This is a genomic window from Leptospira meyeri, assembly GCF_004368965.1.
Classification (GTDB): domain Bacteria; phylum Spirochaetota; class Leptospiria; order Leptospirales; family Leptospiraceae; genus Leptospira_A; species Leptospira_A meyeri.
In genome coordinates this window covers 183585-210130 of the sequence record NZ_SORO01000003.1, presented here as the reverse complement: position 1 = coordinate 210130, position 26546 = coordinate 183585, and the positions used below count along the sequence as shown (strand labels likewise).

23 protein-coding genes are annotated in these 26546 nt (G+C 36.7%); 13 read left to right on the top strand and 10 right to left on the bottom strand.

All coding sequences use genetic code 11. The annotated features are described in order from the left end of the window. Window positions 1-18: 18 nt before the first annotated feature. The 5 genes from xerA to CLV96_RS17035 all read left to right on the top strand — a co-directional run bounded on the left by xerA (window position 19) and on the right by CLV96_RS17035 (window position 6506). Window positions 19-954, top strand: coding sequence for a site-specific tyrosine recombinase/integron integrase (xerA, locus tag CLV96_RS17055; protein ID WP_040917057.1), 936 nt, complete (start codon window positions 19-21; stop codon window positions 952-954). 219 nt (window positions 955-1173) lie between these two features. Next, a complete protein-coding gene (locus tag CLV96_RS17050) occupies window positions 1174-1851 on the top strand; it encodes a TetR/AcrR family transcriptional regulator (RefSeq protein ID WP_004785580.1) in 678 nt (225 codons plus the stop codon). Between the two features lie 36 nt (window positions 1852-1887). Further along, the gene (locus CLV96_RS17045) at window positions 1888-3330 is read left to right on the top strand and encodes a nitrilase-related carbon-nitrogen hydrolase (protein ID WP_004786353.1); all 1443 of its coding nucleotides are present in this window, start codon (window positions 1888-1890) and stop codon (window positions 3328-3330) included. A 144-nt stretch (window positions 3331-3474) separates the two neighbouring features. After that, entirely contained in the window at window positions 3475-5631 is a 2157-nt protein-coding gene (locus tag CLV96_RS17040) for a PAS domain S-box protein (RefSeq protein ID WP_004787653.1), read from the top strand. A gap of 95 nt (window positions 5632-5726) precedes the next feature. Continuing rightward, window positions 5727-6506 carry a lysophospholipid acyltransferase family protein gene (locus tag CLV96_RS17035; RefSeq protein ID WP_004786896.1) on the top strand — a complete coding sequence of 260 codons (780 nt, stop codon included), beginning with the start codon at window positions 5727-5729 and terminating at the stop codon, window positions 6504-6506. A 20-nt stretch (window positions 6507-6526) separates the two neighbouring features. On the opposite strand, the gene CLV96_RS17030 is transcribed toward CLV96_RS17035, so the two are convergent. Further along, window positions 6527-7015, bottom strand: a complete 489-nt coding sequence (locus tag CLV96_RS17030) for an SRPBCC family protein (RefSeq protein WP_004787545.1) — start codon at window positions 7013-7015, stop codon at window positions 6527-6529. Then, window positions 7012-7347 (bottom strand): ArsR/SmtB family transcription factor, encoded by a 336-nt coding sequence (locus CLV96_RS17025; RefSeq protein ID WP_243836531.1) that lies wholly within the window; start codon window positions 7345-7347, stop codon window positions 7012-7014. The genes CLV96_RS17030 and CLV96_RS17025 overlap by 4 nt, the downstream gene beginning before the upstream one ends. A gap of 115 nt (window positions 7348-7462) precedes the next feature. Between CLV96_RS17025 and CLV96_RS17020 the strand changes: the two genes are divergently transcribed. The 3 genes from CLV96_RS17020 (at window position 7463) to CLV96_RS17010 (ending at window position 12714) form a co-directional block, all read left to right on the top strand. After that, window positions 7463-8746, top strand: coding sequence for a chloride channel protein (locus CLV96_RS17020; protein ID WP_004784568.1), 1284 nt, complete (start codon window positions 7463-7465; stop codon window positions 8744-8746). Between the two features lie 383 nt (window positions 8747-9129). Beyond that, on the top strand, window positions 9130-10272 hold the full coding sequence (locus CLV96_RS17015; protein WP_004786374.1) for a FecR family protein: 1143 nt from the start codon (window positions 9130-9132) through the stop codon (window positions 10270-10272). 369 nt (window positions 10273-10641) lie between these two features. Beyond that, window positions 10642-12714, top strand: coding sequence for a methyl-accepting chemotaxis protein (locus tag CLV96_RS17010; RefSeq protein ID WP_004785988.1), 2073 nt, complete (start codon window positions 10642-10644; stop codon window positions 12712-12714). Window positions 12715-12773: 59 nt separating this feature from the next. Here the strand turns inward: CLV96_RS17010 and CLV96_RS17005 are convergent, their stop codons facing one another. After that, window positions 12774-14582 (bottom strand): alginate export family protein, encoded by a 1809-nt coding sequence (locus CLV96_RS17005; protein ID WP_004785230.1) that lies wholly within the window; start codon window positions 14580-14582, stop codon window positions 12774-12776. Window positions 14583-14966: 384 nt separating this feature from the next. Next, window positions 14967-15959: an HpcH/HpaI aldolase/citrate lyase family protein gene (locus CLV96_RS17000; protein WP_004787504.1), complete on the bottom strand. Its 993-nt coding sequence runs from the start codon at window positions 15957-15959 to the stop codon at window positions 14967-14969. 259 nt (window positions 15960-16218) lie between these two features. Between CLV96_RS17000 and CLV96_RS16995 the strand changes: the two genes are divergently transcribed. Together CLV96_RS16995 and CLV96_RS16990 are read left to right on the top strand one after the other, a co-directional pair. After that, window positions 16219-16650: a globin domain-containing protein gene (locus CLV96_RS16995; protein WP_004787554.1), complete on the top strand. Its 432-nt coding sequence runs from the start codon at window positions 16219-16221 to the stop codon at window positions 16648-16650. Window positions 16651-16786: 136 nt separating this feature from the next. After that, window positions 16787-17515 (top strand): hypothetical protein, encoded by a 729-nt coding sequence (locus CLV96_RS16990; protein WP_243836530.1) that lies wholly within the window; start codon window positions 16787-16789, stop codon window positions 17513-17515. A gap of 43 nt (window positions 17516-17558) precedes the next feature. On the opposite strand, the gene CLV96_RS16985 is transcribed toward CLV96_RS16990, so the two are convergent. Together CLV96_RS16985 and CLV96_RS16980 are read right to left on the bottom strand one after the other, a co-directional pair. Further along, window positions 17559-18491 (bottom strand): ornithine carbamoyltransferase, encoded by a 933-nt coding sequence (locus CLV96_RS16985; protein ID WP_004785297.1) that lies wholly within the window; start codon window positions 18489-18491, stop codon window positions 17559-17561. Window positions 18492-18579: 88 nt separating this feature from the next. Beyond that, a complete protein-coding gene (locus CLV96_RS16980; RefSeq protein ID WP_004787426.1) occupies window positions 18580-18927 on the bottom strand; it encodes an LEPBI_I2431 family sigma-54 regulated protein in 348 nt (115 codons plus the stop codon). Between the two features lie 281 nt (window positions 18928-19208). Here CLV96_RS16980 and CLV96_RS16975 point away from each other — a divergent pair, with 281 nt between their 5' ends. Then, window positions 19209-20195: a cytochrome-c peroxidase gene (locus CLV96_RS16975; protein ID WP_004784410.1), complete on the top strand. Its 987-nt coding sequence runs from the start codon at window positions 19209-19211 to the stop codon at window positions 20193-20195. A gap of 1 nt (window position 20196) precedes the next feature. Here CLV96_RS16975 and CLV96_RS16970 read toward each other — a convergent pair whose 3' ends face one another. After that, window positions 20197-20832 (bottom strand): TetR/AcrR family transcriptional regulator, encoded by a 636-nt coding sequence (locus CLV96_RS16970; RefSeq protein ID WP_231292422.1) that lies wholly within the window; start codon window positions 20830-20832, stop codon window positions 20197-20199. Window positions 20833-21105: 273 nt separating this feature from the next. Here CLV96_RS16970 and pyrE point away from each other — a divergent pair, with 273 nt between their 5' ends. Together pyrE and CLV96_RS16960 are read left to right on the top strand one after the other, a co-directional pair. Continuing rightward, on the top strand, window positions 21106-21663 hold the full coding sequence (pyrE, locus tag CLV96_RS16965; protein ID WP_134152052.1) for an orotate phosphoribosyltransferase: 558 nt from the start codon (window positions 21106-21108) through the stop codon (window positions 21661-21663). Continuing rightward, window positions 21663-22415, top strand: coding sequence for a hypothetical protein (locus tag CLV96_RS16960; protein WP_004785049.1), 753 nt, complete (start codon window positions 21663-21665; stop codon window positions 22413-22415). Before pyrE ends, CLV96_RS16960 begins: the two co-directional genes overlap by 1 nt. Window positions 22416-22417: 2 nt before the next feature. On the opposite strand, the gene CLV96_RS16955 is transcribed toward CLV96_RS16960, so the two are convergent. Genes CLV96_RS16955 through CLV96_RS16945 form a run of 3 tightly spaced genes read right to left on the bottom strand, consistent with a single transcriptional unit; the run spans window position 22418 to window position 26524 of the window. After that, complete coding sequence (locus tag CLV96_RS16955; protein WP_004784867.1) at window positions 22418-23326, bottom strand: hypothetical protein; 909 nt, start codon at window positions 23324-23326, stop codon at window positions 22418-22420. 37 nt (window positions 23327-23363) lie between these two features. After that, window positions 23364-25823 (bottom strand): ABC transporter permease, encoded by a 2460-nt coding sequence (locus tag CLV96_RS16950; RefSeq protein ID WP_040917054.1) that lies wholly within the window; start codon window positions 25821-25823, stop codon window positions 23364-23366. Next, complete coding sequence (locus CLV96_RS16945) at window positions 25820-26524, bottom strand: ABC transporter ATP-binding protein (protein WP_004786938.1); 705 nt, start codon at window positions 26522-26524, stop codon at window positions 25820-25822. Before CLV96_RS16945 ends, CLV96_RS16950 begins: the two co-directional genes overlap by 4 nt. Window positions 26525-26546: the final 22 nt, after the last annotated feature.

The window sequence follows — 26546 nt, the reverse complement described above, 5'->3', positions numbered from 1 at the left end:
TGCCGATAGTTTCTTTGTATGACCCTGCCAGCTCTTGAAGTCCAAATCCCCGACCATTTTCCCCAAGCCATGGCTGACCTTTTTCGAAGTTACCGAACCTATCTCAAAATTGAAAAAAATTATTCGGAACATACTCTATTTGCCTATTTGCGTGATTTAAAATTTTTCTTTGAGTTTTGTTTGAAAGAGGAAATTGACATTTTGAGTGTAGATGTCCTGGACGTGCGGGCTTATTTTGCAGACTTAAAATCTACGAAAAAACAAGACAAACGAACCCAAAGCCGTAAACTTTCTTCCTTACGAACTTTTTATAAATTTTTATTCCGAGAAGAAAAGATTGGTGCCAACCCCATCTTACAAGTTAGTTTTCCCAAAACAAAAAAGAAGTTACCTAAAAACTTCACTCCGATCGAAACAGAAGACATCCTTGATTATGAAGACGGTGAAAAAGCAGAAGTGCTTGGAAAGAGAGACAAAGCCATCGTTGAAGTATTGTACAGCACTGGCCTTCGTGTATTTGAATTGGTTAATGCCAAATTAAGTGATCTTAACCATGAATTAACTTCGCTCAAAGTGATGGGAAAGAGACGTAAAGAACGTTTTGTATTTATAGGTGAAGAAGCACAAACTGCACTCCGAGATTATTTAGAGGAACGCGGGACATCCGACCCGGAGGAAATTTTTTTAAACCAACGTGGTGGAAAATTAACCACTCGCGGAATTCGTTATATTTTATCAGAACGCAGAACTGTGATGGGAATGGAAAAAGCGATCACTCCCCATAAGTTCCGACATACCTTTGCTACTGATCTTTTGAACGCGGGTGCTGATATTCGCGCCGTACAAGAGTTACTTGGTCACGCTTCTCTATCTTCGACACAAGTATATTTAAGTGTTTCGAGAGACCGGTTGAAGGAAGTGTATCGAAATGCCCATCCTCATGCGAAGAAATAGGGAATTGGATTTAAGTTCCGCCCGCAGATAAAATTTCCCCGCCCTGATTAGGGTGGGGAACTAGACCCGCCACCCAATACGCTCCCTTTACCATTATCCCACTTTTTTCGAAACCAATTCTTCTTCTTTCTTAAAAAAAAATCGAAATAGTTCGTATTTGGAGTGAATTTTGAAATTAATTATTGTTGACTATAAAAATATATATGGCCATAATAATATATGCCTCAGAATTTGGACAACCTCCGGCAATTTCCATTAAAAGAAAGAAAATTTGCCAAAACAAGGACGAACCTCACCTTCGCCTTTCTCTCCGAACTCGAAACAAAAACTTTTGAAGAAATAAAAATCAAAGATCTCTGTCAAATGGCAGAAGTATCGGAGCCAACGTTCTACAATTATTTTCCTGAAAAAGGAGATCTAATCCTTCACTACATCCAAATTTGGAGTTTACAAGTGTCAGTTTTTGTTCAGGAAAAAAATTTATCTGAATCTGGGTTTGGAATCTTATCTGCTTTATTTCGTTATACGGCTAAAGAGTCCAAAAAAAATCCAAGGATTCTCTTAGAAATTATTTCGTTTCAGGCCAAAACCAAAAAGTCAGTTCAAATTCATCGATTAACTTCCGCTGAACGAGTGTTACTATTCCCTGATATTTCAGGAATTGAAAGTTTAGTTGCTGATGGAGTTGAAGGAATCATCCAGAAAGCAATCACACTCGCTGCAAAAAATGGGGAACTTCCTGAATCTACCAATTGGAAATCTTTTTCTTTGTCCATTGCTTCTTGTTTTTTTGGAATTCCTATATTAGCTTTCCAGTTGAATCAAAACTTGGAAAAACTTTGGTTAGATTCACTTCAATACTTATGGTTGGGTGCAGGTGGGATCATTAAAAGTTAAAAATAATTATGTATATTATAAAGTTGGAAAAATCTCATGAAATATTTTGATCAGAAATGGTTTTTATTATTAGTTGGTGGTCTATTCGTTGGGTTCACAGGGATGAATTGGAATATGCCCATTTTTGTTTGGGTTGCAATGGTTCCATTTTTACGGTTCATTCGACTTGGCTACTCCGTTTGGACTTTGTTCTTTGCCATGACATTGTTTCAAACTTTATCAACTATGAGGATCGTTTCAGAACCATTTCATATTATGATTGCCGTTCTATCTGGAATTCAAAGTGGGATCGTCTTTACGCTGTTACTTTGGGTTTGGAACCAACTTCGAATCAAATTCTCAAAACAATTGTCACCTATTTTAAGTTTTTCCATTCTTTTTATGGTCACAGAATGGATCGGTGGTTCCTTCTCTGAGTTAGGTGTTTGGGGAATGTTCGCAAATAGCCAGATTAACAATTTGATTTTGATACAATCCGCTTCGTTGTTTGGTGCTACCGGAATTAGTTTTTTAATTTATTTTGTGAACGGAAGTATAGAACAAACTTTATTTGATTTCCTTTCTAATTCAAAAATTTCCAAAACATCTTTTCGATATCTTTGTCTCTCTTGTTTTCTTCTCGTTGGATTGTATTTTTATGGTACGATCCGTTTGACCATACCGCTTGAAGGAAAAAGTATAAAAGTCGGAACAGTGACATCCAAAATAGAAATTCAGACCATGTGGATGGATCCTTTGCAAAATCAAAAGAATACTGAAATCGTTTTAAGTCGGACTAAACAAGCTGCAGAGGAAGGTGCCAAGGTTGTTGTTTGGAACGAAGGAGCCGTTCTCATTCATAGAAAAGAGGAGAATTCCTTTTTAAAAAGAGTAAGCTCTCTTGCCTTAGAAAAGGAAATCGAAATCATTGCTGCCTACATTATTCCTTTAAAGGAAAATGAATTTTTTATGGAAAACCAATTGCGTTGGGTTGGAAAAGATGGAACCTTTCGCCAAATTTATTTCAAACAATTCATCCCACCAGGTGAACCAATCTCCCATATTCCCTCCGAGATCCAAGCACTTGATTTGGGTTGGGGAAAAGTATCCGTTGCAATTTGTTATGATTTCGATAATCTCAAACTAACTAAAAAACATGGAGAATTGGGTGCGGGAATTAGTTTGATCCCTGCCTCCGATTGGAAAGGAATCAATCCATTTCATACGGAAATGGCGGTTCTCCGCGGGATAGAAAATGGATCATCCATAGTTCGCTCTACTCGTGGTGGTTTGTCCGGAATTTACGATGCATACGGGCGTGCGAAAGGAACACTCGATTATTTTGAGGAAAATGATGGGGTTCTCGTAGCCTCTGTTCCAATAACCCAAACCTCTACAATTTACAATCGATTTGGAAATTGGATGGTGGGACTTGGTTCTTTGTATTTTCTTTTATGCGGTCTTTTCATCGTAGTGCATGTACTAAAGGATAAAAACTAACAGAGATTTGGGTAAAGCGATAATGCATAAACTTTTTTGTTTAGAAAAATTCTAATTATTTGATTGAATTAAATTTCGTTTTTGTCATCATATGTAGTTTGTGAATTCCTAATACTCTCATTCGGAATTCACAAAGGATGTTTCATGACTCTAGTTGCTGATAAATCCATTTTGCTTGTGGAAGACGAAGCCCTCCTGGCAATGTTTGAGAAAAACCAATTAGAACAAGGTGGGTATCTTGTAACTCATGTTACAAACGGAGAAAATGCCATCCAACTGATCATTCGAGAGGAAAAACCCTTTGATTTGATTTTAATGGACATTGATCTCGGAAGAGGGTTGGATGGAACTCAAACCGCTACAGAAATATTAAATCATAAAGAAATCCCTGTCGTATTCCTTTCTTCTCATACGGAGAGAGACATTGTTAAAAAAACTGAAGCCATCACATCCTATGGCTACGTTGTCAAAAACTCTGGTTTTACTGTCCTTGATGCTTCTATCAAAATGGCATTCAAACTTTTCGAAGCCAATGAATTAACTAAAAGTAAAAAAGAACATCTTGAGACCGTATTGCAATCAATAGGTGACGGTGTCATTGCTACGGATAGTGATGGAAAAATTATTCGGATGAATCCTATTGCTGAAAAACTGACTGGTTGGACACATGATGAAGCAGAGGGACTTGAAATAAATCGAGTATTCAATATTGTGAATGTTAAGACCAGGGCTTTGGTCGAAAATCCAGTTGATAAAGTTTTGCGAACTAACTCAATCGTTGGCCTTGCGAACCATACGGTTCTGATTTCTAAAGATGGATCAGAATACCAAATTTCTGATTCAGGATCTCCCATCAAAGATTTAAATGGTGATACAAGGGGAGTTGTACTTGTATTTCGTGATATCACGGCAGAATACAATGTCCAAAGCCATATTGCGAAACAAGCGAATATGTTGAATAATGTATTGGATGCGGTAATCGGCACTGATTTCAATCATCGGATCAACTATTGGAATAAAGCTGCTGAGAAAATTTATCTGTGGAAAGCTGAAGAAGTGATAGGAAAATCCGTTTTAGAAGTTCTCCAAACAGATTATCTTGGCCTAACGGCTGATCATGTTATAGCAAAAGTAAATTCGGAGGGTAGTTTTATTGGAGAAGTGGTTCAATTTGCAAAGGATGGTAGCATTCGAAATATTGAAATTAACCAAGTGCTACTAAACGATGAAAGTGATTTGCCGATTGGATATATTGCAGTAGGCAGAGATATTTCTGATCGTTTGAATGCTATGAATCGGATAAGAGAATCAGAGGCAAAACTCACACAAATCATTGAATCTGCGATGGATGCAATCATCAGCATTGATCAGTCTAAAAAGATTATTCTTTTTAATGGAGCAGCGGAAAAAATGTTTGGATACCAGGCCAATGAAATCATTGGCAAACCGTTAGACCGTTTGATCCCACTTAGTTTTCGAAGTCAACATGACAGTCATATCGATTCATTTTCTAAAACAGGAGTGAGTCGTCGAGCCATGGGAGCTCTTGGCGAAATTCGTGGTCTTCGATCCAACGGTGAAGAGTTTCCCATTGAAGCATCCATTTCTCAAATTTCCGTAAAAGGTGAAAAATTATTCACTGTGATTCTAAGAGACGTTAGCGTTCGAAACCTATCAGAATCAAAAATTCAAAAACTATTACTTGAAAAGGAAAACATTCTTAAAGAAATTCACCATCGTGTGAAGAATAACATGAGTTCTATCTTTACTCTCTTAACTCTGCAAGCACGAGCGCAGTCTGAAAGTAATGTGCAAACCATCCTTTACGAAGCTGCTGGTCGCATCAAAAGTATGATTGTTTTGTATGATAAATTGTATCATTCTGAAACAGACAACACTGTATCCTTACAAGACTATTTTCCGGCAATCTTTGCGGAAATTGTAAGTATCTTCCCAAAAGTTGTGGAAGTAAAGATGGATATTTTGGAAGAACCAATTGAACTAAATGTAAAACTTCTTTCTTCACTTGGAATCATCCTGAACGAACTAATTACCAATTCAATGAAACATGCTTTTGGTGAAATAACTAATGCAGAAATCGGACTAAGAATCTTTCGTGAAGGTAAGAAGATATATTTAGAATACTCGGATAACGGAGTGGGGATACCAGAATCGATTTCATTCGATCACTCACCAGGTTTTGGATTACAATTGATCGGGATGCTTGTTGATCAAATCGAAGGTAAAATTAGCATTGTTAGAAATCCAATCTCAAAATTTCTTTTAGAACTTTCTGTTTGAACCGTTATCGATTTTCATCCAAAAATATTCTAATTTTAAGAAAATAGATACGAATTTATTGTTTACCAACTCTTGGGTTCGGCTCCCATTCTCACATGGGCCAACTCCAATTCTTTGTAGTATTATGTTATTCAATTCCATTTCTAGTGATTCTTTTTCCTATTGGTTTGTCTTTCTCTTACATCTTTAAGATCACAGGCCTTGATCGCTGGTCGAATCGGATCAATAACTATTTGGGATATTTTTGGTACCGTTCTTTTTTCCTGCTCACTGGTAGAACTTTAGATTTTCAACAAGGAAACTGGGACCCTGAAGGGAACAATCGTTTTTTAATATGTAATCATACAAATGCAATGGAAGTCCCCCTCATAGTTGCGCTTCCTTATTTGTCTAATTCAAAGAATGTAAAATTATCTTATTTAGGTGGCGATATCATTCAAAGGTATAAAATCATTCCGCTTATGATGCATAAGACCATTGTAGAAGCAGTGATTTATTCTGAAAAAAAACCTAATTTTAGAAACTTCAAAACGGATGTTCTCCGAGTTTTAAAAACAAGGTCTATCTTTTTGTATCCCGAAGGCGAGAGGACTTTTACTGAAGAAATCAAACCATTCCAAACGGGTGTGATGAAGATTGCATATAAATTTAATGTTGATTTGGATGTATTTGTTGTGAGTGGAATGATGGGCTATTCCAACCTTCCCGAATACTCTTATTTGAAAAAAACAAAAACGATATATTTTCATTTTTGTGGTTCCATTAAAGCAAAAGATTTTTCTACCTTTGAATCTTATTTATCAGAAGCAGAGACACTTATGAAGAATAAAAAGAAGGAAATTGAAGCATTAGAAAAGTCGGCCGTTATCGTATAACGGCTAACAATAATTTTTCTTTATCGTGGTAAAGTTTTTGTAAAAGCGACTAGTTGGTCTAGCGCGGTACCCCATCCATCCATAAAACCCATGTCTTCATGTTGTTTTTTTGTTTCAGGGTCTTTATGTTTGGCAACTGCTTTGTATTTTGTCGCAGTTCCAATTGATTCCATTGTAACGAACGCAGTCATAAAGCTGTTTCCTGAAGGTCGAAAACCTGAAAGTAGACTGTCGGTGAAAACCAGTTTTTCCATTGGAACCACTTCCAGAAAACAGCCGTTATTTGGGAATAAATTTCCTTCTGGTGATTGCATTAAAGTATAAAACTCTCCACCGGGTCTTAAATCGATCCTACAATCAATCGTTTTCCAGGGTACTGGCGTAAACCAATGTTTTAATTGCTCTGGTTTTGTCCAAGCATTCCAAACCATTTCCACTGGTACTTCGACGATTCTTTCCAACACCAAATCCAATTCGGGATTGATTGTTTCATTTGATTCTTGCTTCATATTTTCCCCCGCGTTTTTAATAAAAATGAGTCCAGTTGATTTAACCTAGTTTCCCATTGTGATTTTTGCACCTGTAACCAATTTTCCATAACGGAAAATGGATTCTGGTTTAAGTAACAAATACGAACCCTTCCAACTTTTTCAGTATAGATCAGTTGGGAAGATTCCAAAATATCCAAATGTTGCATGAAAGAAGGCATAGCCATCGAAAATGGCAATGCCAAATCACTTACACTTCTTGGTCCATTTCCTAAACGTTCGATGACTTGTCGCCTTGTCGGATCGGATAAGGCATGCAAAACAACATCAATGCTGTAGTTCCTTTTGACCATTTTGACATGATAATTGATTTCAATACTTAGGTCAATACCTAAGTATTGAAATTTTGAATTTTGAAAAGTTAGTTTTCGGCAAGATCTATTTCCATTTGATGGAAAAGGTAAGTTGATGGAAAATTCTAACTCGAATCCTAAGAATACCAATTCCAAATTCCAAACACTTTCCCTTGGAATTCAATGGATCATTGTCATAGGATGGATTGCGGTCCTTGTTGGTTCCGCATCGGCTTTATTTCTCGTCGCACTAGAAAAAGTAAGTCAGTTACGAGAGTTATATTCCTGGCTGGTTTATTTTCTTCCTCTAGCAGGATTCACCATCGGTTGGTTTTATTTTCGATATGGAAAAAATGTAAGTAAGGGGAATAATCTACTCATAGAAGAAATTCATTCTCCCTCTTCGATCATTCCGATCCGCATGGCTCCATTGGTATTTTTGGGAACGATCATCACCCATTTATTTGGTGGTTCGGCAGGGAGAGAAGGGACTGCTGTACAAATGGGGGGAGCCATCGCTCATCAGCTGGTCCGTTTGTTTCCTTTCAAAATTAAAGACCAACAAATTTTGATAATACTTGGAATTAGTGCTGGTTTTAGTTCTGTATTTGGAACTCCATTGGCTGCTACTATTTTTTCTATAGAAGTAATTCGCCTCGGAAATTATCGCTGGAATTTACTTTTTCCTTCTTTAGTAGCAGCTTATCTTGCAAATTGGGTTTGTTTGTTTTGGGGAACAGGACATTCTCATTATCCAAAAATTCCCATCGATTTAAATGGAACTATCATTGTCTTTTTAGTCACTATCGCAATTGTTTCTGGTTTAGTTGCTCGATCATTCAGTTCGCTTGTTCACAATGTATCTCAATGGTTTTCCGATTTGATTGGGTATTCGCCTCTTCGGCCATTGGTAGGTGGAATCATCATTATCCTTTTGATTGGATTTGGGATCAGCCCAGTTTATTTGGGGTTGGGACTTCCTACAATCCAATCAGCATTCCATATTCAACTGCCCATAGAAACATTTCTTTTAAAGGCACTCCTAACGGTTGTTACAATTGGTTCTGGTTTTAAGGGAGGGGAGGTGACTCCTTTATTTTTTATAGGTGCTAGTTTAGGAAATATTTTTGGTTATTTTGATCCCACACATTTATCATTGTTTGCTGCTCTTGGCTTTATTTCTGTTTTTGCAGGGGCAAGTAATACTCCTCTTGCTTCTGCAATTATGGGAATGGAATTATTTGGATGGGAGGCAGGAATTCTTTTTTTTATGGCGACCTGGATTGCATATATTGTGTCTGGTCATACAAGTATTTACCAATCGCAACTCATTGGAAAACCAAAACTTTTGAGTCGGTCTTCCGATTTTGGTAAAAAAATATCGGATTTACGAAAATAAATTTAGGATTATTTTTTCTCCTATGGTATGGATCCATTTTGAGACCAAGGAAAATTTGTGAGTTTTCTCTGTCCATCTAGGTCGAGTTTTTGGCGGTAAACTCTTGTTTATTGGTCCAATTTCGGAAACCATTGACAGTGTTTCTGATCCTGTCTCCAATTGTTTTTGTGCCGGGAACCACCGAATCCCTGAAAACTTTCGAAAAGACATCTACAATCTGTTTTTTATCAGGTTCGCGTCTACTGTCGCAATTATATAGTGTTTAGTTGTAATTTTGGCAAAAACCAATTTAATTTTCTAAAAAAAAAATTTGTTTTTACAAATTTGAAAATGGGATTACTTTGAATTGTTTCTCCTAATACAGGGCTTAGTTGGAAAAAAATATGAAAACAAAAATGATCCTTATCCCAATCCTTTTCTTTTCCTTACAATGCAGTCGCTTCCAGTTTGGGTCGAATGCTGCAGACGACAAAACTGCTGGTGCAGTGGTCACTTTTTTGCAGGGAAATATTACGATTCTATCGCAAGGTAAAGAAGCCAAAGCAAAAATTGGAGATGTCGTTCGACCAGGGGATCGGGTTCTTTCCAAACTTGGACGGGTCGATTTACAAACATACCGAGGGGAAGTGATCCGTATCAAAGATAATTCCGATGTATTGTTTCGAGATATTGCTGGAGAGAATCGTCCTAATACGGAACTTCATTTATGGGCAGGAAACCTACTTGTAAAATCAGTAAAATTAAAATCCTCGCAGAATCTTTCTGTAACTTCTCCTACGATGGTGGCTGGTGTACGTGGAACAGTTTTTTCATTTGAATTGGAAAAAGGTTCTGTTCCAAAAGTGAAAGTTTATGAAGGTGCAGTGTCCGTTGCTTTCAAAACTTCTCCTAAACTTATAGAAATTAATGAAGGACTTTCTGTGGAGAATTACAACCGTTTAGTGAAAACTCTGGAAGAAAACGAAGTTGTTTTGGAACCTGGTGAACGTTTGGAAGTAAATCCAAACTTAAATGAACTTGTGTATTTAATCAATGCAAAAGTAGCAGCAAATGCGTTAACAAATGAAGAATTAACAGGCTTTTCTGATTTTGATAGTGGTTTATCCAAAAAAGAAAGTATCGTCACGCCTCAAGAAAAGGCCGAAGCAGAAACTCTTGTTTCGATTAGTTCAGAAACAGTAAAAAAACAAATTGATGCTCCAAAAGACAACCTATCCAATCCATCTGAAATAACGGTTTCTGCAATCGAGAAAGAACATGCAGGGAAAAGGACCGAAGCATTAAATAAAATTGCCGCTGATGCAACAAAAACCGGTTTGGATGATGAGGAAGAAATTCATAATCATTACAGCGTTTTAGAAACAATTCATAAATCAAATGGAGATGTTCTTTCTGGAGCCGTAGTTGCTCAGTTAGGTGATATTTTCATTGTTCATTCAACGAAAGGTGTGTTCCAACTTTCAATTGATGATATTGAATATGTAGAGTACAAAAATTTCTCCGTAAAAACCAAGGTAAAAAAATAAGGTTTTTTGATTCTCAAAAAAGCACTTTTCCTTTTCCTAAATCGCCGAACATCTAATGGATCACAAAACTCTACGGTGTTCGGTTTTTTTATGAAAAAGTAACACTGATCAGATGGGTGTCGCCGATGAGTCTCGCAAAAAAACGGTAAAACTCTCTACCAAATGGGAGATCTAAATCTCATGTGACAAATTATTTTGATTGTTTTCTAGGTAAAACCAGCGGGCAGAGAACTCAATCTTAGTAAAACTACCAAAAATAAGAATGTGGAATTTGGAAATTAATTTCTTACCAAATCTAATATCCGGATTTCAAACTTAAGAATAGGTAATCTATTTACAAAAAATAGAAAACACCTAAGATCGATCTTTATGAGTATACGCCAAAGGGTCTCTCTTTCCATCGCAGGAATTTTGTTTATTGGATTTGTTGTGTTAACCACCTTTCAAATCTATCGCACAGCCACTGACCTAAATGCTGAAATTAAGGAAAATTCAAAAGTCACTTCCGAAAAATGGTCGTTTGAAATCCAAGAACACCTCAATGCTATGATGGGTGTGATTCGGGGATTCCGATTTGCTTTGTTTTATACCTCACCTCCGAGAGATTCTATCATCAGTAGTATGAAAGAGATTCTCGAACGTAACGATGATATTTTCGCCATTTGGCTTTGTTATGAGCCGAATGCCTATGAAGGACGTGATTCAGCTTTTGTTGGAAAACCTGGCCATGATAAAACAGGTAGATTTATTCCATATTTGCATCACACGCCGGATGGAAAAATAAATTTGGAACCATTAGTGGATTATGATAATCCGAATGGAGCAGGGGACTATTACCTTCAAGTTAAAAAATCAAATAAAGCAAAAGTATTTGGACCTTACGAATATTTGGCGGGTGGAAAAAAGATCCAAATGATATCTCTTGTCGTACCAATATATCCCAAGGGTAAATTTTTAGGTGCAGCCGGGATCGACTTAGATATCGCAACGCTCCAAGAAAAAATTGGAGAGGCTAGGCCTTTTCGTGGACAAGGGAGAATTGCATTTTTGTCATCTAATGGAACTTATGTGATGTATGGACAAGACCAAACAAAACTAGGAAAAAAAATAGAAAATCCTGATCATCTTAAATTTTATTTAGAGAATCTTAAGTTGGGGAAAAGTTTTACGATCCAACATGACGGATATACCGATTACTTCTCTCCTTTTCATATTGGAAAAGATCCGCAGTTTTGGGCTCTGCAGGTTAGTATCCCGGATTCGATTTTTAGTGATCAAATTCGCAAAGTCATTTTAAGTACGACGTTTATTTCAATTGCCATTTTAGTAGTGGTTCTATTTTTTCTTAACTTTGTATTTAAAAAACAAATTAGTAATCGTTTAGAAAAGGCTATGGAATTTTCTTCAGAAATTGCCAATGGAAACCTGGCCATCAATGCGGAGGAAATCAACCAGGATGAAATTGGTAGTTTGTTACATTCAATGAATCGAATGAAAAACAGTTTAGTTTCTATCATTGCCGACATAAAATCCACTGTTGAAAAACTAGGTAGTCAATCAAACAAGATGGCTTCCACCTCACAAAATCTTTCTGACACATCACAAACACAAGCATCAGCCGCTGAAGAATCTTCTGCTGCTATTGAAGAATTATCTGCTTCCGCTGACAATGTTGGTAAGTCAATGGAGGATGCTGTTGTCAAAATGAAAGAAATCGATAAATCAGTATTAACTCTTAGAGAAGAAGTTCAAAATATTAATAAGGAAATGGAATATCTTGCCAAGTTTGCCTCTGAATCGAGGGAACATGCAGTTGTAGGTGAAACTGCAATGAATGAATCTACAAAAGCTATGGAAGACATTGGTGAAAAAGCAGAACGAATTAGTGAAGTTTTGGATATCATAACCGAAATTTCTGAAAAAACAAATTTATTGGCCTTAAATGCTGCGATTGAAGCCGCAAGAGCTGGTGACGCAGGGAGAGGGTTTGCAGTAGTTGCTGAAGAGATTGGGAAACTTGCATTACAAACTGGTGCTTCTGTAAAAGAAATTGGCGATCTTGTTATATCTACAAACTCAGCTGTAGAAAACGGAAACAAAAAGGTAACCGAAGCGGCGCAGGTCTTAAATTTACTGAATAGCCGAGTGAAAGAATTTGAAACATCCGCAACAAGGGTTTTGGAATCAGTGCTCTTACAAGAAAATAATGCGAAAGACATCGCTCAAAATTCTAATTTACTCACCAACTTGAATTTACAAATCGAAGATGCAGTATTTGAGCAAAAAAGAGCAACAGAAGAGATATCCAAAACAATCATTAGTATCTCGAATGGTACCCAAGATGTTGCAACCGGTTCTGACCAGCTAACAATTGTCGCGGCAGAGATTGCTTCTCAAGCTTCCTACCTTTCCACTCAAGTAGAAAGGTTTAAGCTAAAGTAATTTTTAGTTTCTAGTTTTCTGCAACATAACATGTGATCACAGTATTTGCGGTTCACTTTTTAAATCGCAAATACTGTTTGGAATGTAGCCATTGTAGCAGTTGGACTCAAATCATATCGATGTAGAGGGTCTGTTTCCAATGGATTATTCTTTTGGTTGCGAATAGTATCACCAGCTTTAATTACGGTTGCACCAAACCAAAACGATACATTTTCAAATGGAGTGATGATATAGATAAAGTTTAATTCTGTAGCTACTAAATTTCCTAATTTTGGCTTTGTAGGATTATATGCTTCCGCATTAAAATAATCTTCTGTTGATGCTGTTTCTCCTGTTGCCTTACTTCCAGAAACATAATTATTGTTATCATAATATCCATCTTGTAGTTTCACTTTATAATACCAATGTGGGTTGATGATAAAAGTTCCATAATTTGAGGATTCATATTTTAGGTGTAAGGAATAGTCTTTGATATTTTGCCAAAAGACAAGGCCTGAGTTCCCATTTCCTGCAAATGGTAAGGAACCTCCTGCCATCCGTCTTGTTGCAAATAGTGGATTGTATGTTGCGACACTAGAATCATTTCGATTTGGATCACCTGATGCTTGTACATATTGTATTCCAATTCGAAATTCTTTTACGGGCGTATAACCAAGTTGGACTGCAACGATATTTGCTTTATATCGAACTGCTTCTGAAAACGGAGGTGGTTCCCCAGTTTTTTGATTTGTTGAGTAAATTCCATTTTGATTCAACCAATCCGGAGTTACTCTTTCTCCATTAAAACCAGTTTGCCAAGCTGCTTCCACCATCCAATCAATTCCGGTTGTATCAGGAAGTGCATTATTTTTTGTTCTATTGGTTAGTCGAAATCCTGAAGTATTCAGTTGATCGTCACCACGGTAGTTTCTTGTCTCTGAAAGGGTTGGTGGAGCAGATGCTTTTCTTTGTTGTTTGAATAAACTGTAATTATATAAATCGATTCCAAACCAATCTGCTACTTTCCAGTTATAATGAGCACCCCCGTAATAAGAATCTCCTACACCACCTAACTTTGTAGAATTGTTTGATACAAGGCTATTTGAGTTATTTTCTGCTCCAATGACAGATCCAAAAACGTCCAATGTATGATTGCTGATTTTACCAGTAAATCTGAGTGCATCAAATGAGTTTCCATTTAAGCTATCATTTCTAGAACCAAGAATCCGACCATCTCCAAATTCTAAAATTTGCCTACCTGTCCTTAATCTGAATGCCTGGTTCGTTGTTTTTAAATCCAAAAATGCTTCTCGGAGTCCCATAAAATTATTTATGGCAACTTCTCTTTGTTTAGTAGTGTCAACTGTTGTTCCTGCATTTGCAATAGCTGCATATTTTTGCTCGGCATTTGCGCTGGAGACAACCTCTCCTCCCCAAAGGCGTACATCTTGTAAAGTTATCTTAAATAGAACATTTTCGTTGATATCTCCTAAGATATAAAATTGTGTTTGAGTCAACGCATTGTTTCTGTTATCAGGTGTCGATTTATCAAAATCCGTATTATTTAAGGAATCCACTTTGGGACGGATGCCAAAGCCAACCCGAAACTTATCAGCAAACCAAAGACTTTTGTTCTCTTGGAGTGCCTTCCTTTGTTTGCTCGTGACCTGCAGACTTCTCAAATATTCGCCAGAGAGATTACCGATTTGCGAGCTTTGATAACCTTCTTTTTTTTCTTCTTTTGGCTGCTGGGGTAGAGGTTCGGAAATTACTTCCACTTTGGGATTCGGTTCAGCTTGGGAATAAATACCACTTATTGGCAATACTGTCGTAATGATGGAAACCGAAAGGAAAAGAAAGGGAGTCGATTTTGATATTCGCTTGCTCATAGGTGAGGACAGTAACTAATTCGCAGTTCATTATTGCAAACAAAAAATCAATATATTGGATTATATTTCCGTATAAACGGAATTTTGGAGAATCGAACCCTCTTTTTCCCTTTTCTGGGCTAAATTGCTCATAAAAGGCGGTATAGAAGGAGATCCTTTGCGAGAATATTTTCTAGCTTTCCTATCCTGTTCTGGTTGGGATTGATTTTGCGTTTTGGATGCAGAGGCGGCGTTGAGGAGTGTGGGTTTGGATTTTGAATTAGAAAGCTGGTAAAAAAAAGTAAGTCGCTAAATAAGGAAAGTGACTTACCTTTTCCTGCGACTTACCAAAGTGAGCCAGTTCCCAAAGTAACTCGCTCACTAATTTCAATGGTTAAAAAATTCTTAGTTTGAAAAGAATCTCTTTTCTACTTCATCTGGAAGTTTCTGTCCTGTGAGTTTTGCTCTTTGGACAAGTTCCCAGAAATATCGGTATGTTGCGCGGTCATGTAAGTCACCGTCATGTTGGATCGGACCCCATTCTGCGTCTTGGGCTTTGATTAGAATGTCGCAAGCAGTTTGCGTTTCTGCAAAGTTAGGAGCCATTGCATCCAAAATGGATTGGATTTGTGCAGGATAAATGGACCACATTCGCAAAAACCCGAATTCATCATGCGCACGTTTTGCATCAGCATACGTTTGGTAGATGTTTTTTAGATCCAAAGTTACGTTATGAGCAGGAATTACTCCATTCATTAGTGCTGCTGCTACTAAATTTGATTTTCCGCGGCGTAGAAGTTCATGGTCAAATTGGCCTGGTGATTTCATACAAGATGCTGGAATTGCACCGTGGTGTCCGGAAATAAAATCCATTAAGCCAAAATCTAAAACTTGTAACCAAGGAAGAGCAGCAATTTCGAATACATCGTTTAGTGCCCCGTGGGTTTCAATCAAAACGTGAATTGGAATTTCTCTTTTGATCCCTGCTTTTTTGCATGCTTCTTGAATGTAAGTGATTTGCTCTTTCACCTGACTTGCTTTTGTCGGCTTTGGGATCGTGATATAGGCAATTACATTTCCTGCTCCAGGAACAAGGATATCGACATCTCCTCTCCAATGTTCGTTTGTATAATCATGGATACGAACTCCACTCATCTTATGTTTGTTCAGTTCAGAATTTTGAATGCGAACAATCATCTCAGCGTGTTCTTTTTCTTTTCCAGTTTGGGCACCGTCTTCGCAGTCCATCGTGATGTCGAAAAGTCCACCGAGTTTATTTTGCAACTCAAGGGCTTTAGTGATGAGTTTTTCAGATCCAGCGAAGTGTTCACAAGCAGGGATGATAGGGAAAGGTTTTTCTCCTGCAAAGAGTGCTGATTGCGGGTGAGTCAGTGCCATTTAGTATACCTTTTTCGGATTTTTTTACCAAGTTTTGTGAATTTTGCCTGTCGTCCAGGAATTAATGCCAAAATCTGAATGGGAACAATCTTAGAAAGAAACTCACTTACCTTTCCTATTACGTTTCCAACTCTTGGCGTTTTCTTTTTTGGGGCGAACCCCTCGTCCCTCGGGGCCGGGCCAGTCCGGGCTTCGCCTTCGGCTTCGGTCGAAAATTCGACTTCCCCTTCCTGTCCCTTTCGCAATACTGACTATCAATTTGGATCCAGATCATATCTACACTCCGCCCGGAGGTCCTCCCCCTCCAAACCCCAATGTGAAATTTCTTTTTGAAAAATGGGGCGAAACGGCAATTCGCCAACTTGTCTCCGTTTTTTATGATCTGGTTGCTCATTCTGAAATTAAATGGATGTTTCAGGGTGACTGGGATTTGGCCAAAGAGAAACAAGCAGATTTTATGATCCAAGTGTTAGGTGGGCCAAGTTACTATATTGAAAAATGGGGACCGGCTAGGATGCGGATGCGCCATTTTGTTTTTCCTATTTCTGAAAAGGAGAGGGAAGTTTGGTTTCGTTGTTATGATGAAGCCTTACAAAAGTTTGATTTTGAACATGACGATAAAATTGATTTTTTATATTTTTTAGATGGTTTTAGCGCCTGGATGGTAAATCGTAAAGACTCTAATCAGTAAATGAGTCCTTTAGCGATTGTTACAAGCCTTCTGTAGCTTAATTGATTTGTCCTAGAAATTCGGAAACTAAATTAGTTCTTGTGTAAATTAAAGTTATCACAATTGTATGATGCATACTTCCAAATTGTGAGTTCGTATGTTTCCAAAATTTATCACTTCGGTTTTGTTCCTCAGCTTGTTTTCTTGCGCCAGTAGAGGTATACCATTAGAAACTCGTTTACATACAAAATCGAATGTTACTCTTCAATGTCAGTCTATAGAAACTGAAATTAGAACCTATAGAGTTCTATTTTTGCTCCCTGTTTATCATTCTCAAAGTTTTGAACCAACAAGTAATGGTTATGTGATCGAAACAAAATCTTATGCCAAACCATTGGACATTGTCATCACAACGTTAGGATTTCTTTTTTCGGTAAATTCTTCAACGGATTACATTCGTTTCTGCCCTTGGGACCAAGTGGAAAAAACTTTAAACGGTAATGGCGACAGTGGGAGTAACTTCGAAAAATCAAAACTTTCTTTTTGGAAACCAGTAGGTAGTTCAGAACCAATCGAATCCATTTTCTTTGAGCCGGACGACCATAGATTAAACGAAGAATCTATCAATAAACTCGTTGTTTTAGGTCAAAAGATACTAAAACCGGAAGAAAAAGTTCAGGTGATTTTATATGGTAAAGTCAACACCGTGGGAGATATAGGGTTTCAAATTCGACTTCTTAAACGTCGTTATGATGAAATTAAATCAATTCTCTCTAAAGAATCAATGATCGATACCAATTCAATCATTCCGATAATTGGAGAAAGAGATAACGTTGCCGATTCTAAATCCAATTCTACGATACAAATTTATTTACTAAAGAATTAATCAAAACCCCAAGCAAAATTAAAATTCGTTTGGGGTTTCTTATCTAATTGTGATTTTCTAAAAGTTTTAGGATAACAGCCTTTTGTGCATCCAAACGGTTTTCTGCCTGAGTAAAAATGATGGAACGATCGCTTTCAACCATTTCTCTAGTGATTTCATAACCGGCATGGATTGGCATATCATGCATCACTTTTGCCTTTGTGTTTTTTAAGAGTTCTGAATTTACCTGATATGGCATCATCAACTGAATTCTTTCTTCTTTTTCTTTTTGAAACTTAGGGTCATTGAAATACTCCATATCCACCCAAGTGTCTGTATAAACATAATCTGCACTAGCCACAGCTTTTTTGACGTCTGTTTCCCAGGAAATAGTACCTTTCTTCTTTGCTCGTTCTATGGAATCTTTTACAATGGAATCCTCGGACGCTATTGGTGTTACGAGTGTTAAGTGTATTTCTAGAGCCGCAGTGATTTCAATCAGAGAGTTGGCTACATTATTATGTACACCAATGTAACAGAGATTTTTCTTCTGCCAGTCGTTTGGTGAATCCATCACTATTGTGAGTATATCTGCAAGAGATTGGCATGGATGAAACAAATTGCAACATCCATTGATAACTGGGACAGTTGAACCTGACTTTAGTACAAGGAGATCTTCGTGTTTTTTGAGTCGAGCCATGATGATGGCAACATTACTTGAAAGATACTTTCCTTCAAAATCTATATCAGAAAGTAGGAAGTTGGATGCCATCCAATCTAGAAAAATAGCATGTCCACCAAGTTCTGTCATTCCTGCTTCGAAAGACACTCTGGTTCTCGTCGATGTTTTTTGGAATAACATCGCAAGAGATCTGCCGGCCATATGTCCGGAAAAATAAACCCGATTTTTCTTTACATAGACTGCAAACTCGAGGAGTTCCCGGATTTCTCCATCGCTCCAATCTTGCCAAGATATCAAATGTTTGACTTGGGACATAGCTTTCCCCACTAATATCGGAACAGATCGGATTCAAATCGAGAGATTCTCTTTAGAAACTAGTCCAGAATCCTGATTTTTTTAACCTTTAGGCTGCCGATTCTGCCATTGACCTGGCAATGATAAAATTGGGCAGGATTAGTTCTTCTGAAAATTTGATCCCAAATAGAAGTCCTTGGTTGGTTTCTTTCATCCAGGCGATTTTTCCTTTGAATGAAATGCGAGACCTGGTTAAGTCACTTTCAATGATTCCGGTAACAAGGTCTCTGTCCTTTATTTGGATATCCTGATCGACAAAACCACTCACTCCAAGTTCAGAAATATTTCCAATTTTTGCGAGTAGGAATTCCGGTCTTTCATTAATAGAAAAAAGTTTTAAGACCAAATCATCCCAGTCCAAAGATTCTATTCGATCGGTTCGTCTTGTATTCAGCATAAGTAACTCCTGAAGATCTAAACTTACTTCAAGCATAAATCGTGCCAATAGAGTCAGGAAGTTACTTTTTACCTTTTGTCACTTGGTTGCAATTTGGACGCCATTTATTTGACTAAAATTGTCCGTTTTCGACGAAATTCATGAAGCAGCCAGTATTGTAAACCTTCCAAACTGCTTAATCTCGATACATATTAAAATTATTCCAAATTTAGACTCAATGTATAATAATTCCAACTTGCCGATTCTAAACAAATCTCAGCATTATCCGTTAGAGGATCGATATGCTCAAAAAAATATTTACACCTTTTCTTGTTTCCCTTTTATTTTTGGCACTCGCCAATTGTGGACCGTCACCAGAAACCAAAGATTTGCAAGTGAAAGCAAAACAAATCATTGGTGCACTACCTACAAAAATGCCTGGTTCTGAAAACGATAGTCAGGAACTAATTACCCTCGGTAAAAAACTCTATTTCGAGAAAAAGCTGTCCCTGAATGAAACGCAATCTTGTAATTCTTGTCACAACGTAGAAGGAAAAGCTGCTGGAGTAGACAACCTTCCTACATCCCCTGGTGCATTTGGAAAAAATGGTGACAGGAACTCACCGACTGTTCTTAATGCAGGATTCCATTTTGTACAATTTTGGGATGGCCGGGCTGCTGATTTGAAAGCCCAAGCAAAAGGCCCGATTTTAAACCCAGTGGAAATGGCAATGCCTTCTGAAAAGGAAGTGTTAAAACGAATTAATGAAGATTCGGAATACCCAGCATTATTTGCAAAAGCTTATCCAAATGAAAAAAATGCAGTCACTTACGACAATTTAGCAGGTGCAATTGCTGCATTTGAAAGAACGTTGGTGACTTCTTCACGTTTTGATGATTTTATCAATGGAGATTACAAAGCGATTTCTAAAGAAGAACAAGAGGGATTTAAAAGTTTTCTCTCTGCTGGATGCACTTCATGCCATTCCGGCAATTTACTTGGCGGTAATTCTTATAGAAAAATTGGTTTAGTGAATGAATATAAAACTGCTGACCTTGGACTTTATAATGTAACTAAAAAAGCAGAGGATAAATTTTTCTTTAAGGTTCCGAGTTTAAGAAACATTGCCTTGACTGGACCGTACTTTCATGATGGCCAAATCAAAACTTTGGATGAGGCAGTTCAAAAAATGGCATTCCATCAGTTAGGTATCAATCTCTCGGATGAAGAAACGAAGAAAATTGTTCTCTTCCTTGGAACTCTTTCTGACAAAACACGTACCAACTAATTCATTTCGTTGCATTTGAATATCCTTGGATCCCTGACAGCATTTGAAGTGATCCAAGGAGCCATTTTTCCAAAGCTCGATGCCTAAGTGCAATTGGTATCGGTTGTAAATATTCTTTAAAGGCTTTTGAGCCTAATATGCGTATTACGGATATCATTTGTCCTGAAATTACCCTTAAAATTGGGTTGAACTCGCCCTGATTACTTTCTAACTGCAAAGCATCAGATAATCTGACTTCATAATGTTCCCAAAGCAATAAGTACCTCTGTTCCAAATCAGGACTGTCCATCCACGGATGAAAACCTGGCAATGATTCGATTAAAACTTCTGGATCAATAGATTGAATCAAGTTCCAAAGAAACTGTTTGAATGCCTCAAACAAAGAATCTGTTTCTTTTCTACTGAGAAGACTTTTGATCAGTTCGTCACAAAATAAAATTTCATCTTGAAAGGCGAGGTCTTCTTTCGATCGAAAATAGGTGAAGAGGGTTTTGACAGAGACATCTGCAGAATCTGCAATTTCAGATACGGTAACCGCAGAATACCCCTTTTCTTGGAACAATTGCTTTGCGACTTGCAAAATGGAAGTTTGAATGCTCTGTTTTTTTCGCTCTCTAAGAGGTAGTCTAAGGATCATCTTGCTCATAAGAGGTTGGTTTTTACTATCCTGGTCCTCTGAACCGGCCCGAATCGTCAAAAAGTGCTAGGTTCGAACCAGACCGGTTTATCAATATTGGAGTAGTCTGAAAAAAGTAAGTAAGTTTATTTAGAAAGTCAATGAATTTTTACAGTAACTTACTTTAGTAAGTCACTATTAAAATAAAGTCACTTACTTTTTATAGTCGAATAAAATAATATCCCAAAGAGAAAAATATTCTTTTCCCATCAGAATTGGAAAAATAATTGGAATATGTCCCAAACTTATCGCAATCAGCTCTTTCTTTGGATGAAATCCCATGTATATCGTTATTCAGAAGCACCGTTTCGGCTAGCGAGTGGATTAGAATCTCATCATTATTTTAATTGTAAGGAAATCACTCTCCATCCGGAAAGACTTGCCACACTAGCAGAATGTTTTGTCGAGGAAATCATTCCAAAACTTGGTTTAGACTTCCAGGCTGTGGGTGGTTTGACATTGGGAGCTGATCCATTAGCTTATTCGATTGCGTTAGCATATCACAGGAAAGGGAAACTTATTTACCCACTTGTTGTTAGAAAGGAAGCAAAGGGACATGGGACAGGCCAACAAATAGAAGGTTTTTGGAAAGAAACTAAATCTTGTCTAGTAGTGGATGATGTCATTACTACTGGAGGGTCAACTCTCAAGGCGGTCCAAGCATTGCGAGAAGCAGGAATTTCCGTCACCAAAGGAATTTGTATTTTAAATAGAGAAGAAGGCGGCTCAGAAAATTTAGAAAAATCTGGGATTCAGATGGAATCAATCTTTCGTAAAAGTGAGTTTTTTTAATGAGTACAAAAAAGATATTTCTATATGATATACAATTGTTCAGGAATAAGTTATTAAAAAGAACTTGGTCAGTCATCTCTCTTTTTGTTGTTTTTGTAGCGTATAACAGCCTTCAGGTTCCTAAAGAAGGGAGGCTTCAATTTTTTACAATTTTTTTACCACTGTTAGCTTTGTTTTTTTGGTTTTTGAGAAAAAACTATTTGAAACAAATTGAAATTTTATCATCTGGAAAGATCGAAATCGAAGGTGGTTCGCTAAAACAATTTGATTCTAGTGGAAATTGTGCAAACATACGTATAAAAGATTTGGAACAAATTACCACCGATAAGTTTCGTGGTTATGGCCGGATCGTATTGGAAACTAAAGAAAAAATTCATCCTATCGTGAATATTGAATCGCAAGAAGAGTTGGTATCTATCTTGGAAAAAGAATCAGGCGTCAAAAGAACCATTGATTTAACTGAGGATAGGTTGTGGAATTTAAAAACTCCATTGTATTTTGGCCCAAGTTTGTTGGTTTTAATCGCAACTTACATTCCTGCTATTAAAAGTAAAATTCCCATTCTTTCGCCAGAATTTTTGGGTCTGTTTTTTAATGTAAATTTAATTATATACTTACTGTATTTACCTGAAAAACAAAACCACACCATCAGTCAATTCTCTCTAAAAAGACGAATGATATTTATAAGTTTGGTTGTATTTTTCTTTCAGGTGTACATCCAGTTAGATAAGTCGGGTTGGCTTAAAAATTAAGTTTAGCTTTCTTGTTTTGATCCAACGCTTTGTCTGAGCAAATTCAACTTTGCTTGGGCATACCGCCTAAGTTCTATCATTTCTGTTGCGTATCTTTTTAAAAGATTATCTTGCTCCATTCGATTCTCCATTAATTGCAGAGTGTCCCGAACATACTTTATATCTTTTTCTTCTTTTAGTTTACCTGTTTGAATTAGTTTTTTGACTACATCAAATTCATATTTTCTAAAATGAACACGTAATAAGAACTCAGTTGAAAAGTTCTCTTTTGCTTTGACCCAATTTTGATCAATCTTCTCTTTTGGTCCTTGTTCTTTTAGTTGGTCGACAGCTCGTTTTGTCGGATCCATGTCTCGAGCAGAAGTTACATTTGCTAATTCTTCAGCTGCATTAATTTCATCTTTGAAAATTTCTTGGAGTTTGTTTCTTCTCCATTGGTCAGTGTATTCATAACTTTGTGCCGTGAGCATTCGTTGAAACTCTTCAAGCATTACTGAAACATTGATGGAACGTCCAAGAGGAGTGTTGTTAAATTCTTTGATTTTTGGAAACAACTCTCTTGTTATTTGAAACGCAGATTTTCTTTTGTAATTACTTGCTTCGTATAGTTTTTCTAACGAATCTTCAGAATGCTTTTTTAGTTCATTTAGTATGAATGGCTCGGCAAAAACATAAGCATCTTCTCCGTAAACAAACAAATTTGGATCTGGTGCAACAACTGAAACTATAAAAATATAATGACTGTCTCTAAGTGCTGTCAGTAGTTTTCGTAGATCTTCTTCCGTTCTAGAAAGTTGGGAAGACCAAACTCGTAAGTGTGTATCGGAAGTAGGGATTTTTTCCCTTGATTCGAGATTTTCTTTTCGAATCATATCTGCCAGTTCCAAACAAACTTTGATACTTCCTGCCATAAATAAAAGTTACAGATAGCACCTTTTCGGTAAAGAATTATTCATATTTCAATTCTTTTGAAATATTCATTTGTTTTAGAAAATGGAAGGGTATCAAGCAAATTATAAATGTAATTGCGGGTATTATTATCGGGAGTTTTACTACAAATGAGAATGGGTATTGAAAATCAAGAACCCAACCAAAGGCATTTCGATTGATTCCAAAAATGACAATTGGCGATAAAACAATACTATTAAGAATTCCAGACAAGATTCCAAAGGAAACAAGAAATAGGGCCTGGTAGTAGATCATTTGAAACATTTGAAATGAATTCATCCCAATTGATTTTAATCCAGCTAACATTTGTGATTTTTCTCTGATAAAATAAACGAGCGAAGTTGTTAGCGCCAAAATTGATATGATAAGTGCAGATATCTTTAATGTATCGAGAATGGAGAAGACTTTGCTCATTCCTTCAAGGTAAAGTTTTTTTAATTCTATTTGGTTAATATACTTTAAATCGTATTTTTCTGTAATTTTTGTTAGTAGTTTGATCGTATCTTCTTTCGAAGTATTTTTGTTTACTGTAATTCTTATGGAGTTTAAGAACTTAACATCAAATTTTTTCTGAAAAAAAGAGTAGTCCATCATGATGGTACCTCTTTCAGAAAAAAAGTGTTCCCTTGTATCCTGGATTTTAATCGGTAATCGTGATTCTTTCTCTGTATTAATGTTGATCAAATCACCTTTGCAAATGTGATCTAAAAAGCATAAGTTTTTTGAAACAATAATTTCGTTTTTATTGTATTGGCTAGGAAAGTGGAATACATGTAAGGTATAATATTTTCCGTTCACAATGAATTTGGAATCAATGAAGAATGGTTCAATTGCCGAAAAGTTTGGGTCTTTGGTCAATTTTTCTAAAAGAAAAACTGGAACACCAGGCTCTCCAGAGTTCATTTTTTTTTCACTAATAAGTGAAAAGTCTGATTTGTTTTCTTCATTCACCCAACGAACAACGGATTGCTCGTAACTTTCAGTCAGACTCGTGAGAGTAAGGACAAGTGAACTCGACAACATAATCGTTGAGGCAGTGAGTCCATGTTTCCAAGGTTCAGATTGAATTTCTTTTAATCCAATTTTAGCACTTGGTTGAAATCGGAACTTTGACAAAAAAATGTCGATCTGCTGTATAATAAAGGGTAAACATAAAAAATTTAACAGTACAAATGCGAAGATAACAAATCCTATGCCGATTATTCCTGGAAGGATTTGTTTGGCGATATGAACAAGGCCTAAGGAAATTCCAAAAAACAAAGATAAGAGAGAGAAAAAAAGGTTCGATTTTTGGGAAAATCCAAAGAGGTGTGTAGAATTTCCAGTATCTTTTTCCCTGATCAAATCAATGGGTAAAATTTGAAACGATTTATAAGAATTATAAATCGATGCGATAATGGATCCAAGGATGGAAATAGTAAGTCCAAATAAAATGACAGAGATTGGTATAGTTCGGTAGGAACTGATTTGGTTGGTATCAGTGATTGTATTTACTGTTGTAAAGAAGTTAGTGTTGGCAATCAAAATACCTAATAAAACTCCGGCAATCCCTCCTAAAATGCCAATCACTATGGCTTGGGTTAGAAATAATAAAAAGTTGTTTCTTTTACTTGATCCAATCGATAAAAAAATTCCGAATTCCCTTTTCCTGGATAAATACAGGCCGGTAAACATATTTGAGACCATAAAAAATGATATCAGAACGGATACTAGTGAAACGATCGTTAGGTTTATTTTGAGGGAACTTAAAACAACTCCGGCCCGTTCTATAATCTGGTCTTTTGTTTCGTAAGTCCATTCTTCCGATTTTATAATTTGTATCTTTGACAAAGGTGTTTTGTTTTCTTCATCGATTAGCCAAATGGAAGTAAGTTGTTTTTGTTTGTCGCAAATGGATTGTAATCTACTGATATCCATAACCAGAAAAATTCCTTCCATTGGTAAAATGTTAAAGTTGTCTTTTTGAAGTTGGATATCTTTTTCACATATAGATAAAGTTATATGGCCAGTATTTATTTTTAATTGGTTGGCAAGGGCACGGCTTAATAAATATTTTGGGATTTTTTCCAGGGGATCTTTTTCGGGGCTTATGATCTTTGTCTGAAGGATATCTCTTCCAATGACAGGGATACTATGTATTTGATTGTTTGTTATTGAATACGTCGCTTTTGTCAGTAACTCGGGTTCGATCCGAATGTTTTCAGGAATATTTGATTCCAGTATTTTTAAAAATCGATCATTTGCTCCTTGGTTTTGGTTATTTGCAACATACCTTCCAACAAAATTTTCTGAAGAATACCCAATCATTTGGTCTAGAACACTTTGTTCAGCTCTCCATGAATTAATTTGGGTGCTTACAAATAAGGCAATCCCTAGACTAATGCCTCCGATAGAAAGCAACATTTTTGGGAAGTGGTCCTTGAAATACCCAAGTATAAATGAATAATATATCATTTTCATTTTGATTTGATCTTTCCATCTAACATCCGCAGATTAATGTCTCCAGATTGACCAATTTGTTCATTGTGTGTAACAAGAAATACGGTTATACCTAAGTCTTTTACACATCGAGTGAATAGTTCCATTATCATTTCCGAAGATTGGGAGTCCAAGTTGCCGGTTGGTTCATCGGCAAGGATTAGTTTGGGTTGGTGAACAATGGCTCTTGCAATTGATACTCTTTGTTTTTCTCCCCCAGACATTTCTTTTGGGGTAAACTCTTTTCTGCGGTCTAGTCCTACTAGGGAAAGGACCTCTTTTGCCTTGGATTCAGCGATCTTTTTCGGTGTACCGGAAAGATACAGAGGCAAAGAAACATTTTCAACAGCTGAGAGATAAGGGAATAAATGAAAAAATTGAAAGACGATTCCAATTGTTTTTCGTCTGTAAATGGTAAGGTCTTTTTCAGTTGCGCCGATGAGTTGGTTTCCAAATACATTGATTTGTCCAGAATCTGCAGATTCAATTGCAGATAGGAGATTTAGAAGTGTTGATTTGCCGCTCCCTGACGGACCCATTAACGTAACGAGTTTTTTCTCTGCAATTTCGAATGAAATGTCATTCAAAACGGGGAAGATTGTCTCTCCTTGTTGGAAACTTTTGTTTACATTTTTAATTTGGATGGCTGTTTTTATGACAGACTCTTTTTTTTCTTTGCTCACTAAAAATAACTTCCCATATATA